The sequence below is a fragment of the Alcanivorax sp. DG881 genome, assembly GCF_000155615.1.
Lineage (GTDB): Bacteria > Pseudomonadota > Gammaproteobacteria > Pseudomonadales > Alcanivoracaceae > Alcanivorax.
In genome coordinates this window covers 1,153,328-1,166,447 of record NZ_DS989915.1, presented here as the reverse complement: position 1 = coordinate 1,166,447, position 13,120 = coordinate 1,153,328, and the positions used below count along the sequence as shown (strand labels likewise).

Sequence of the window (13,120 nt, the reverse complement as noted above, 5' to 3'; positions counted from 1 at the left end):
AACTCGATAGGGAGGGATCGGCCATGACGGCTGAGCACACGGTCAAAGATCCTGTTTGCGGCATGTCGGTGAATCCACACTCGGCGGAACATCGCAGCGAGCATGGCGGGAAAACCTGGTATTTCTGTTCTTCGGGGTGCAAATCGAAGTTTGACGGCGACCCGGGACACTACCTCAGTGGAGAACAGAAACAGGACGAACCCGTGGCTCCGGGCACCATGTACACCTGCCCGATGCATCCGGAAATTCGCCAGCAGGGCCCCGGAGATTGCCCTATCTGTGGTATGGCCCTGGAGCCCGAGCAGGTAAGTCTGGATGACGGGCCCTCGGCAGAGCTCAAAGACATGACCCGTCGATTTTGGATTGGCCTGGTGCTGGCCCTGCCGGTATTGGTGCTGGAAATGGGCGGACATCTCACCGGCCTTGACCAGATCGTTGCCCCACAAATGTCCAACTGGATTCAACTGGTGTTGGCGACGCCAGTAGTGGCCTGGTGTGGCTGGCCTTTCTTTGTCAGAGGCTGGAAGTCCGTCGTCAGCCGCAATCTGAACATGTTCACGCTCATTGCCATTGGTACTGGCGTGGCGCTGATCTACAGCCTGGTGGCGACACTGGCGCCCCAGATTTTCCCCGACGCCTTTCGGCAGGAAGACGGTTCTGTCGCCGTCTACTTCGAGGCGGCTGCGGTCATCGTGGTGCTGGTTCTGTTAGGCCAGGTGCTTGAACTGCGGGCCCGGGAGAAAACCTCGGGCGCGATCAAGGCGCTGCTGGATCTGGCACCGGCGACGGCCCGAAAGCTGGATGACCAGGGCGACGAGTCCGATGTGTCGCTGGATCAGGTCAAGGTGGGTGATCGCCTGCGAGTGCGCCCGGGGGACAAGGTGCCGCTGGACGGTGAGTTACTTGAAGGCAGCTCCAACGTGGATGAGTCCATGGTGACCGGTGAGCCTCTTGCAGTCAGCAAAAAGTCTGGCGACCAAGTGATTGGCGGCAGTATTAACCAACAGGGCAGCTTTATCATGCGGGCCGACAAGGTTGGCCGGGACACCATGCTTTCCCAAATCGTGCAGATGGTGGCCAGCGCCCAACGCAGCCGCGCACCGATCCAGGGGCTTGCCGATAAGGTGGCGAGCTGGTTTGTGCCCACCGTGATCCTAATTGCCATTGTTGCCTTTATAGCCTGGTCATTCCTTGGGCCGACACCGCCCATGGCGTTCGGGCTGATTGCGGCGGTCAGTGTTCTGATCATTGCCTGCCCTTGCGCACTGGGTCTGGCAACGCCGATGTCGATCATGGTAGGTGTTGGCCGCGGCGCCCAAAGTGGTGTGCTGATCCGCGATGCGGAAGCCCTTGAACGCATGGAAAAGGTAGATACGGTGGTAGTGGATAAGACCGGCACGTTGACAGAGGGGCAGCCACAAATCACCCGAATTGTTACAGCGAATGGGTACGATGACGATGCTTTGATGCGTTTTGCGGGCGGACTCGAGAAAGGCAGTGAGCATCCACTGGCCCACGCCATTCTGGACAAAGCCAAGGGCATGGAGCTGAAGCTGCCGGATGCGGAAGACTTCGATTCTCCCAACGGTAAAGGGGTAACAGGAAAAATCGACGGCAAGCGGGTGCTGCTTGGTAATCGTCTTCTCATGGAGTCGGAGAATGTCGACACCACTAGATTTGACAGCGATGCCGACGAGCATCGCAAAGATGGTGCTACCGTGATTTTTGCCGCCGTCGATGGAAAAATCGCTGGGCTGTTGGCCATCTCCGATCCCATCAAGAGAACGACCCACGCTGCTATTGTCGCGCTGCAAAAAGACGGCATTCGAGTGGTCATGCTGACTGGCGATAACTACACCTCGGCCGAGGCGGTTGCTCGCAAATTGCATATCGATGAAGTGGAAGCGGAGGTACTGCCGGAAGATAAGGGCAAGATCGTCCAGCGTCTGAAAGATGAAGGGGGTGTTGTCGTGATGGCGGGTGATGGCGTTAACGACGCGCCTGCATTGGCAACGGCGGACGTGGGGGTGGCCATGGGCACCGGCACAGATGTGGCCATCGAAAGCGCGGGCATTACGCTGCTGCGCGGCGACTTGATGGGTATTGTAGAAGCGCGTCGTCTGTCGCTGGCGACCATGCGCAATATCCGACAGAACCTGTTCTTTGCTTTTGTGTACAACTCCGCGGGCGTTCCGATTGCGGCGGGGGTTTTGTACCCGTTCTTCGGGATACTGCTTTCACCGATCTTCGCGGCTGCTGCAATGTCGCTGTCGTCTTTCAGCGTGATTGTGAATGCATTGCGCCTGCGAGTTATCAAGCTTGGCCCTAAGTAATAATCGCTGGTGCCGTACACTATTGATCGAACCATAGAAGATGCTGATTTTGAGGCGGTTGACAAACGAGCGCGTCAGTCTCTCACGGATAACTGCTTCGGGGTGCTGATCGAAATCGACGTCAAAACCACGATGAAGGAGAAGCTGGGCACGGAAATACCTGCCTACCGGATCTTTGGGCATGCAATCCTAGGCCATCGGCGTGGAGCCTCGAGTAGGGGCTATTTTGCCATAGCTGGCGCCTTAAGCGACTTCATCCGTGATCTGTTGACCGTGATCAAGTTCCACGGGGTTTGCTCAGCCCGTTCAACTTTAATCCAACTCATTGTGATTAACTCTCTAGGTGTGTAAAGCCAACAGGTTGCTTATAACAGGAAGTCTGCTGATGCGCGGTCGCAGATAACGGCTTTGCAATCGCTTGAGAAGCAACTCGTTTCCCTGAGAGCGAGGTGCAACGATGGCCGTGAAGTTGATGCTTGCGGGGTTCTTGCAGGCATCAGCGAAGGCATCGTACAACCGCAATAGATCAAAGTGTCGATTTTATAGTTCTGGGTATACGGATTTAATGGTTGATGGGGCACCTTCACCCCATCAATCTGATACCACCCTCAGATGGTTGATAGATCGACTCCGTAGTTGAGTTCCTCTGCGAAGTCCGGCAGTCCGTAACCGATGGTTTTCTTGTAGAAAGGAGAGACCTTCGCAGTCGGTGCCTTCTTCTTGTGCTTCGTGGTGTAGAGCATTCGTGCCCGCATCACCTCGAAGGAGTAACCGCGCCCTTCACGGTTCTTGTCCTTGGCCAGTCGGTTGATGGACTCCGTGTAAGCGTTGGTGACGGGCATGTCCGTCTCGAAGTAGGTCATGGTCTCTTCGCGCCAGTTTCCCACTGCCCTGACCAGATCGCTCCAGACTTCCTTTTGGCCCTTCGGGATGGTGGCTATCCACTCGTCCAGGGCGGCTTCTGCCTGGAGCCGTGTGGTGGCGTCCCAGATGCCGTAGAAGCGCTCCTTGTGCTCGTAGGCGGCCAGCAGTTGCGGGAACGCGCCTGTCCAGGTCTCCATGATGAGGCGCTCCCGGTCTGAGACTTCGTGAGCGCGTTTCAGCAGGATTTTCCGGTCTCCCTTGAGAGTCCGGCTCTGGGACGGTTTCAGCTCCTTTCTGAGGCCCTTGCGCACTCTCTCTAGGGCATCGTTGGCCATGCGCACCACATGGAACTTATCGACCACGATACGGGCCTGGGGCAGCACAGCCTTGACCGCTGCCCGGTAGGGGTTCCACATGTCCATGCTGACGATCTCGACCTTCTGCCGGTCTTTCAGCTTCATCAGGTAGTTGGTCACCACGTCCTGGCGGCGGGTGGCCAGCAGGTCGAGCAGGGTTCGCTCCTCAATGTTGGTCAGAATGCAGCGGTAGCGCTTGTTCAGGTATAGCTCGTCAATGCCCAGGATGCGGGGCGTCTCGAAGCGGTGCCAGCGCCCCAGGAACTCGGCGCGGGCGTTGAAGATGTCGCGCACCGTCTTCTCGTCCAGGCCGGTCTGTGCCGCCACAAAGGTTTAGGGGTGGTTGAAGGATTCCTTCTCCACGTACTCATGCAGCCGCAGTGTCATACGGAATCCGTCCACCATCTCCGGTAGCTGGGGCCTGAATGTTGTCTTGCAGGCCCGGCAGGTGTATCGGCGGCGGACCACCCAGAGAGTGACCCGCTTGCCGTGGATGGGCAGATCACGATAGGGAACGTCACGCTTGCCGAACCGTACGAACTCACCCTGCACGCCGCATTCCTCGCAGGCGATGGGATCGGGCACGTCCACCTGGAAGTGCATTTCGTCGTCGGTTGATTTGCAGCCCAGTACTTGGTATTGCGGCAGGTGAAGGATGTTGTCGGGAAGTTCGGTCATGGTGTTGTATAGGCGTAGGTGTCAGTCAGATCCATCCGACTCGGCATTGGTGTTTGCTTTTTTACCCAACAAGCTGCTGGAAACGAAAAGTAAGGCACCGAGGACAATTGCAATATCAGCCAGGTTGAAGGCCGGCCAATGCCAGTCTCGCCAATAGAAATCAAAGGAATCCACAACATAGCCGCGAAAGATCCGGTCAATCAGATTGCCCATGGCGCCACCGAGGATAAGACTGTAAGCGATGGCGTCTCCATTATGACCTTTTTCACGAATCAGCTTGATCAGCACGACCGAGACCACTACCGCGATTCCGATAAAAAAATAGCGCTGCCAGCCCCCAGCATTTGCGAACAGACTGAATGCGGCACCGGTGTTCCATACGTGCACCCAGTTAAAGAACGGGGTCACCGCGATCGACTCGCCATAAGCCATTGTTTGTTGAACCAGCCATTTTACAGTTTGGTCCGATGCTGCTATCAGGCCGGATATGGAAAACAGGACATACGGCGAGAGATTGTTGCCAATAAAGGGCATGCTTTAACCCTTGAGCGCCAGAATGCGCCTGGCACCGTTAAGCACGACGAGCCCCGCGATGCTACCGATAACCAGATCCGGATAATTGGAGCCGGTCCACGCGACCAGAACGCCGGCGGTAATGACCCCCAGGTTGATCACCACGTCGTTGGCCGAGAATATCCAGCTTGCCTTCATGTGCGCTCCGCCCTCCCGGTGTTTGGCTATCAGCAGCAGACAACTGGTATTGGCAATCAACGCGACGAATGCGATAGCCATCATCACCAGCGATTCAGGCTCACTACCGAATACAAAGCGTCTCACCACCTCTACGAGCACGCCCACAGCCAAGATCAGTTGCAGTACACCAGCAAGATGCGCGGCACGTACCTGCATTTTCACGCTATGTCCAACCGCATAAAGGGCAAGCCCGTACACCGCCGCATCGGCAAAATTGTCCAGGGATTCTCCAATCAGGCCGGTGGACTGGGCGATCAGACCGGCAGTCATTTCCACCACGAACAGAAGTGCATTGATGCCGAGCAACCAGCGCAGGGTCCCGGATTCTTGCTTAGCAGAAGCTGCCGAAAACTCGGCGGCCTTGATGGTCTCCGGATTTGCAGCGACGGTTTCCTGAAGCGAGGCGCCTAGCCCCAAGGTCTTCAGTTTCGAGGTGACGGGCTCGACCTCGCCGTCATGCACGACCTTCAGCCGGCGGTTCGACAAGTCGAAGGACAGCGCCCGAATCTCCTCAAAGCCGTTCAGGGCTAGGCGAATCATTCGTTCTTCTGATGGACAGTCCATCTTCGGCACGGCATAAACACTGACCCATCTCCCTGGCGCCTCGGAGGAGGCCTGTATATCGGTATCCGCTGCGGACGTTGCATCACCGCCACAGGCGCCACCACAGGATTTGCTCATGATACGACTCCACTTGAACAATGTTGTGGTACCATTTAAAACTATAAAGCTACTATAAGGTCAATAGAGTAAAGAATCCGTTGGGGAGGAGGCTGATGCGCATTGGTCAGTTGGCGCAGTTGGTAGGGGTCGAAACACAGACGATCCGCTTCTATGAACAGCAGGGCTTGTTGCCGCCGCCTGATCGGCAGGACAACGGTTACCGTGTCTATACCGAGAAGCATGGTGAGGGGCTGGCCTTCATCCGTCGCTGCAGAATCCTGGGCCTGTCACTGGCTGAGATTCACGAACTACAGAGCTATCAGGACGACCCTCATCAGCCTTGTACCGCCGTCAACACCTTGCTCGATGATCACATCTCTCATGTGCGGTCGCAGATAACCGCTCTGCAAGCGCTTGAGAAACAACTCGTTTCACTGAGAGCGAGTTGCAACGATGACCGGGAAGTTGAGGCGTGTGGGGTTCTTGCTGGAATTAGCGAAGGAAACATGCACCAGCAGTAGGTGAAGCATCAACCAGATAATCCGATGAGATGCCGGTCTGTCTCACTCTCATGCAAAGGTAAGATCAACCATTTAATCCGCTTACCCATAGTTCTTAACCACGCCGCCACCTGTCGACATAAGCCTCGGTACCCAGCATGCCAACAGGCGCCTGGAATGGCATCGAGAGACACTTTCACGCTTCATCAAGTAATGCTATTGAAGGCTGTGGCGTAGCAGAAGAGCATGCCAGAGGGAGCAGAGCTGGCGATCAATAGTTACATAGCTCAATATTAAACGTTGACATGGGGGCTACCCCAAGGTTTATGTTGTTAATAGCACATTGCTTCGGACTATGCTGACACCATATGTTTATTGCTCGGTTTTTCATTAGTTGCCTATTTCTGCTTAGCATCTCCTTGCAGGGGATGGCAGCGGTGCAATTGGCGCAGCCTTGCCCCATGGAACAAACCATGATGCAGGCAGACATGGATGACCGTTGCAGCATGATGTCCGCCATGCCACAAAACGATTGTTGTCTGGATGGTGAATCCAACACGCACAGCGGCCCGGTTTGCAAGCCTGGCCAGGAGTGCCATGCTGGGCAGCTCTCGATCATGAATACGGCTCCGGCGGTTTCTTTTCAGGCAGCAAATCCGGCTACCCCTCATTTTTCTAACCCTCTCTATCTCCCCCTTGCCTTATCTACCATCTGGCGACCGCCTCTAGCACTTTCTCACTGATCTTTTCGGGGTCCGGCCTGGTCTGGGCCCACTGAGGGCGCGTTGCGCGCCATGATCCGTGTTGGAGTGACACATGTATTGGATATTTCTGAGCGCCGGCCGGTATCGGCGCGCACTCGGCTGGCTAGCGCCCTCCCTGCTGCTAGCTAGTGTCCAGGCGCTTGGGGCAGAAGGCCTGACTTTTAATCAGGCGCTACAGCTCGCCTTACGTCAATCACCGGAATTGCGGGCGGAATCGGCCCGCGTCGAGGCCGCTCAGCAGGCAGAAGGGCCTGCCGATGCTTTGCCCGATCCCACCCTGATTCTTGGCCTCGACAATGTACCTGTGGATGGCGCCGATCGTTACAGCCTGTCGAGTGATTTCATGACCATGCAGCGTATTGGTGTAACCCAGCGTTTCCCCAATCGCAGCAAACGCACAGCAAGGGCAGAAGGTGCCAGACAGCAAATCGGCTTAACGGAGGCCACGAAAGAGGCCACTCGTCTGGCCGTGCTGCGTCAGACCGCTCAAGCCTGGATTGAGCTCCACACTCTGGATCGTCAACTAGTCCTGCTGGAAGAACTCATTGCTGAAAATCGTTTGTTCGACAAGGCAGTGCGTGCCCGGCTTTCATCGGGTCAAGGAAAGGCTATTGATAGCGTGGCACCCAGGCAGGAAGCCGTGACATTACTGGATCGGCGAGATGCTCTTCTGGCCAGGCAACGCCAGGCTAAGGCTCGTTTAATACGCTGGCTGGGGGAAGCCGGCCGGCAATCACCGGCTGGCCAAGCACCTGATTTCGCCATCAATGCTGAACAGTTACTGAATAGCCTGCATAAGCACCCTGAACTTGAGATAGCGTCGCGTCAGGCTTCTGTCGCCCAGGCTAACGCGGACGAGGCTCGTGCCGCCAAGAAGCCGGACTGGGCTTTAACTCTGGCTTATATGAATCGTGAAGAATTCAGTGACATGGCGATGCTACAGGTCAATGTGGACCTGCCATTGTTCAGCCGGTCGCGCCAGGGGCCTCGCATTGCCTCGGCGGAAGCTGAGTGGCAAGCACTGGAATCTCGTGCAGAGGCGGTACGTCGCGAACATGAAGCGATGCTGCAGAGCGATCTGGCCGAATATGAACGCCAGGAACGCACGCTTGCCCGGCAACGGGAGCGACTGGTGCCTCTGGCAAAAGAGAAAGTGGGATTGGCTAGGGCCGCTTGGCGCGGCGGTGATGGCAGTTTGGCCGATCTTGTACGGGCACGTAGCGAATGGCTGGACGCCAAACTGAAGGAGATTGATCTCAGCGGGCAGTATGACCAGCAGGCAGCCGCCCTCCATTTTACCTACGACCACCACGGCATGGTGGGCGAGGAGCAAGATAATGAACATTAAACGCAATGCCTTGATCGGTTTGGCTGCCTCGCTGTTGTTGCTAGCCGGAATATATTTGGGCCGTTACGTCACCCCTTCGCAGAGCAGTATATCGATGGCGATGGACAGCGGTGAAACCAACAGCAAAGCGGATGAAAAGGAAGTGCTGTACTGGTATGACCCTATGTATCCCCAGCAGCACTTTGACGAGCCCGGGCCCTCACCTTTCATGGATATGGAGTTGGTGCCCCGTTATGCCAATGGTGGTGATGATAGCGATCAGCCAACGGTCCGTATTGATGCAGCCATGGTACAAAATCTGGGAATTCGCAGTGCCTCGGTGGTCGTGGCTCAGTCACAATCTCAGCTTGATGTCACGGGGTTGATTGCTTACAACGACCGCGCCCTGACACGCCTGCAAAGCCCCGCGCCTTCCTTCGTAGACAAGGTCTGGCCTCTGGCTGAGGGCGACACTATCTCCAGTGGTCAGCCGCTGATGCAATTGAGAGTTCCGGCCTGGACTGGAGCTCAGCATGAATGGCTGGCCGTGCTCGGCAGCGGCAACAACGAACTGATCGTCGCCGGGCGGGAGCGCCTGTTGTCATTGGGCATGCCTGCATCCCTGATCCGAAGTATTGAACGCCAACGTAAACCGCTGGAAACCTGGACGGTGACAGCTCCGCATGATGGCGTGATACGCAGTCTCAATGCTCGTGCTGGCATGACGCTGTCGGCCGGTGCTCCCGTGGCGGAGATTCAGTCACTCAACCCCGTGTGGGTGGAGATAGCAGTCCCGGAACGCCAATTGGGGCAAGTCAGTAGTGGTAACGCTGTTGACGTGACCGTTCAAGGAGTGAAGCCAGCACTGCGTGAGGGGCAAGTTGCCGACATTCTGCCTCTGGTGGATCAGTCCAGCCGAACTGTGCCGGTGCGAGTGACCTTGTCCAATGACGAGGGTGATCTGCGTCCGGGCATGAGCGCTCAGGTACGCATTCATGGCGAAGCCACACAGAAAGCATTGGCCGTACCAACCGCAGCCTTATTGCATACAGGAAAGCGCAGCCTGGTGATGCTTGATGAGGGGGAGGGTCGATATCGTCCGCAGGCAGTGTTGCCGGGGGGCGAGCTGGGAGACCAAACGCTGATCCTGGCAGGGCTGAAGGAAGACCAGAAGGTGGTTGTCAGTGGTCAGTTCCTGCTCGATTCCGAAGCCAGCCTGCAAGGCATTGCCGTTCAGGAGCTGGCTATGTCAGATGAGACGGAAATGATGAACGCACTGCACTATGCCGAAGGTGTTGTCGAGCAACTGAATGGCAGCAAAATAATGCTGGACCATGGCCCTTTCAAGAGCTTGTCCATGCCTGCCATGACCATGCGTTTTAACCTGGCGAATGAACAAGTAGGCAAAGGGATATCGGTAGGTGATCGCGTGCGCATTGGCATTCGTGATACAGACAAAGGGTTGATTGTGGAGCGCCTAGAAAAGCAGGTGGCGGAACAAAAAGACACCCAAGTGAATTCGTTGCATTACGCCGAGGGGGTTATCGAGGGGCTATCCGACGGCAAGGTCAAGCTTAAACACGGTCCTTTTAAGACGCTCGGTATGCCTGGCATGACCATGCGCTTTCGTCTTGCCAGCGAACAGGTGGCCAGCGATATAGCAGTGGGCGATCGTGTGCGCGTCGGCGTCAAAGATACCGATAATGGCTTGACTGTGGTGTCTCTCGACAAACAGGAGGTTGCACCATGATCGCTACCCTGATTCGCTGGTCGTTGGCTAACCGATTTTTGGTGCTGCTGGCGACGCTGTTCATGAGTGCGTGGGGAATCTGGTCTATCAACAATACCCCCGTAGATGCTTTACCGGATCTGTCCGATGTACAGGTGATTATCCGCACCAGTTACCCAGGTCAGGCACCGCAGCTGGTGGAAAAACAGGTTACCTATCCACTTGCCACCACCATGCTGGCCGTGCCAGGTGCGCGCACAGTACGTGGTTACTCGTTCTTCGGTGATAGTTATGTTTACGTGTTGTTTGAAGATGGTACCGACTTGTATTGGGCACGCTCACGGGTGTTGGAATACCTTAGTCAGGTCCAGTCTGAATTGCCGCGTACAGCACGACCATCACTTGGGCCAGACGCTACCGGTGTCGGCTGGATTTATCAGTATGCATTGATCGATCGCACCGGCCAGCATGATCTATCGCAGCTAACCTCGATACAGGACTGGTTTCTAAAATACGAGCTGCAGACTCTGCCTGACGTTGCAGAAGTGGCAACCATCGGTGGCATGGTACGTGAATATCAGGTAGTCCCTGACCCGGTCAAACTCGCCAGCCATGGGATTAGTCATCAACAAGTACGCAAGGCGATAGAACAAGCTAACCAAGAAACCGGGGGAGCAGTGCTGACGCTGGGCGAAGCGGAGTTCATGGTGCGCTCCAGTGGCTACCTTCAATCACTCGAAGATTTCCGAAAAATCCCACTAAAACTGGTTGATGGGGTGCCAGTACAACTTGGAGATGTAGCGCAGATTCGCCTTGGTCCGGAGATGCGGCGTGGTATTGCCGAGCTGGACGGAGAAGGGGAAGTCGTCGGCGGGGTCGTCATTCTGCGTTCGGGCAAGAACGCCCGCGCTGTGCTATCTGCCGTGCATGAGCGACTTGAGACACTGCGGGAAAGCTTGCCGGAAGGGGTTGAAATCGTCACTACCTATGATCGAAGTGAGCTGATTGATCGAGCAGTCACAAACCTAAGTTACAAATTGATTGAAGAGTTCATTGTAGTCGCACTGGTGTGCGTATTGTTTCTTGGCCATTTGCGTTCGTCACTGGTGGCCATCATTTCCCTACCGCTGGGAATCCTTGCTGCCTTTATTGTGATGCGTTACCAGGGCATCAATGCCAATATCATGTCGCTTGGCGGCATTGCTATCGCTATCGGCGCGATGGTGGATGCAGCAGTGGTGTTAATCGAGAACGCCCACAAGAAAATTGAGATTTGGCATCGGGATAACCCAGGGCAATCTCTGACTGGTAATGCGCATTGGCGAGTCATAGAGCAAGCAGCTGTCGAAGTGGGGCCGGCGCTGTTCTTCTCGTTGCTAATTATTACCTTGTCGTTTATTCCTGTCTTTACCTTGGAAGCACAGGAAGGGCGGCTATTTGGCCCACTGGCATTTACCAAAACCTGGGCTATGGCGGCGGCAGCCGGCCTATCGGTGACATTGGTTCCACTGTTAATGGGGTACTGGATTCGGGGAAAGATACCTTCCGAGGAAAGTAATCCAATCAGTCGCTTTTTGATTAGTTGTTATCAACCCGTACTAGAGCGAGTCTTGGCGTGGCCGAAAACCACCTTGCTGGTTGCCGGTTTAGTTTTTGTTACCGCCTTTTGGCCGCTAAGTCAGCTTGGTGGTGAATTTTTGCCACCGCTGGATGAGGGCGATTTGCTGTATATGCCAAGTGCCTTACCAGGCTTGTCAGCACAAAAAGCTACCGAGCTTCTACAGCAGACCGATCGGTTGATCAAAACGGTGCCTGAGGTGGAGCAGGTGTTCGGCAAGGCGGGGCGTGCGCGGACAGCGACTGACCCTGCACCATTGACGATGTTTGAAACCACCATCCGTTTCAAGCCCAAGGACCAATGGCGTGAAGGCATGACAACGGAGAAGCTTGTCGAAGAGCTGGACCGTATTGTACGCGTGCCTGGACTGGCAAATATCTGGATTCCTCCGATACGCAATCGTATCGACATGCTTGCCACTGGCATCAAGAGCCCAATTGGCATCAAAGTAGCGGGTAATGACCTAGAGATCATTGACCAGGTGAGCCGTCAAATCGAACAGGTAGCCAAACAAGTACCCGGTGTCTCCTCAGCATTGGCTGAACGGTTGACTGGTGGTCGTTATGTGGATATCGATATTCGGCGTGGCATTGCGGCTCAGTATGGCCTCAACATCGCGGATATTCAGTCGGTGGTCAGTGGTTTGATTGGTGGTGAAAACATCGGTGAGACAGTGGAAGGGCTGGAGCGTTACCCGATCAGCCTTCGTTATCCTCGCGAGTGGCGCGACACGGTGCATCGCTTACGCGATTTGCCCATAGTCACTCCCGAAGGAAAACAAATTACCCTAGGAACTGTGGCGGATATCAAGATTACCGATGGGCCACCGATGTTAAAAAGTGAGAATGGCCGACTGTCTGGGTGGGTGTATATCGATGTGCGGGGGCGTGACCTGGCCTCGGTAGTGGATGATCTACGTGTCTCAGTGAATGATGGAGTCAGGCTGCCAGAGGGGGTCAGCTTGTCCTTTGCCGGTCAGTTTGAGTTCCTGGAGCGGGCCAATGCGAGACTGAAAGTGGTGGTGCCGGCGACCTTGCTGATCATTTTCGTACTGTTATTCCTGACCTTTCGCCGTGTAGGTGAAGCCTTGCTGATTATGGCGACGTTACCGTTTGCGGTGACCGGCGGTATCTGGTTCTTGTATCTGCTGGACTACAACTTGTCGGTGGCTACTGGTGTCGGCTTCATCGCCCTGGCGGGTGTCGCTGCCGAGTTTGGCGTAATCATGTTGCTGTACCTAAAGCAGGCGTGGCAGGAGAGACAGGAGCAGGGCCAAAAGGGTGAAGCTGCCTTGATGGGTGCTATCCGTGATGGCGCGGTATTACGTGTTCGACCTAAGGCGATGACTGTAGCTGTTATTATTGCCGGCCTTCTTCCGATTTTCTGGGGGGGAGGCACAGGTAGTGAGATCATGAGCCGCATTGCTGCGCCCATGGTAGGAGGGATGGTAACAGCACCTTTGTTATCACTTTTCGTACTGCCCGCAGCCTATCTGCTGATGCAACGACGCAACAGGAATCCAGGTTAACCAAGCT

Annotated in this window: 7 protein-coding genes and 2 pseudogenes; 6 read left to right on the top strand and 3 right to left on the bottom strand. The window is 55.5% G+C overall.

Annotation, left to right across the window (positions count from 1 at the left end):
* Positions 1-23 precede the first annotated feature (23 nt).
* A complete protein-coding gene (locus tag ADG881_RS05160) occupies positions 24-2,333 on the top strand; it encodes a heavy metal translocating P-type ATPase (protein WP_007151136.1) in 2,310 nt (769 codons plus the stop codon).
* 390 nt (positions 2,334-2,723) lie between these two features.
* Positions 2,724-2,858 (top strand): annotated as a pseudogene (locus ADG881_RS17495) (Cd(II)/Pb(II)-responsive transcriptional regulator); the annotation flags it as partial.
* An 83-nt stretch (positions 2,859-2,941) separates the two neighbouring features.
* Here the strand turns inward: ADG881_RS17495 and ADG881_RS05150 are convergent.
* From ADG881_RS05150 to ADG881_RS05135, 3 genes and pseudogenes are all read right to left on the bottom strand, one after another.
* A pseudogene (locus ADG881_RS05150) lies at positions 2,942-4,231 on the bottom strand (ISL3-like element ISPpu12 family transposase).
* A gap of 21 nt (positions 4,232-4,252) precedes the next feature.
* The gene (gene lspA, locus ADG881_RS05140) at positions 4,253-4,765 is read right to left on the bottom strand and encodes a signal peptidase II (protein WP_035246372.1); all 513 of its coding nucleotides are present in this window, start codon (positions 4,763-4,765) and stop codon (positions 4,253-4,255) included.
* Between the two features lie 3 nt (positions 4,766-4,768).
* Complete coding sequence (locus tag ADG881_RS05135) at positions 4,769-5,665, bottom strand: cation transporter (protein WP_007150338.1); 897 nt, start codon at positions 5,663-5,665, stop codon at positions 4,769-4,771.
* Positions 5,666-5,760: 95 nt separating this feature from the next.
* On the opposite strand from ADG881_RS05135, the gene cadR reads away from it, so the two are divergent.
* The 4 genes from cadR (at position 5,761) to ADG881_RS05115 (ending at position 13,113) form a co-directional block, all read left to right on the top strand.
* On the top strand, positions 5,761-6,168 hold the full coding sequence (cadR, locus tag ADG881_RS05130) for a Cd(II)/Pb(II)-responsive transcriptional regulator (RefSeq protein ID WP_007148576.1): 408 nt from the start codon (positions 5,761-5,763) through the stop codon (positions 6,166-6,168).
* A gap of 795 nt (positions 6,169-6,963) precedes the next feature.
* Positions 6,964-8,259 carry a TolC family protein gene (locus ADG881_RS05125; protein ID WP_007150315.1) on the top strand — a complete coding sequence of 432 codons (1,296 nt, stop codon included), beginning with the start codon at positions 6,964-6,966 and terminating at the stop codon, positions 8,257-8,259.
* Entirely contained in the window at positions 8,249-9,988 is a 1,740-nt protein-coding gene (locus ADG881_RS05120; RefSeq protein ID WP_035246376.1) for an efflux RND transporter periplasmic adaptor subunit, read from the top strand. The genes ADG881_RS05125 and ADG881_RS05120 overlap by 11 nt, the downstream gene beginning before the upstream one ends.
* Positions 9,985-13,113: an efflux RND transporter permease subunit gene (locus ADG881_RS05115; RefSeq protein ID WP_007150465.1), complete on the top strand. Its 3,129-nt coding sequence runs from the start codon at positions 9,985-9,987 to the stop codon at positions 13,111-13,113. The genes ADG881_RS05120 and ADG881_RS05115 overlap by 4 nt, the downstream gene beginning before the upstream one ends.
* The last annotated feature ends 7 nt before the right edge of the window (positions 13,114-13,120 follow it).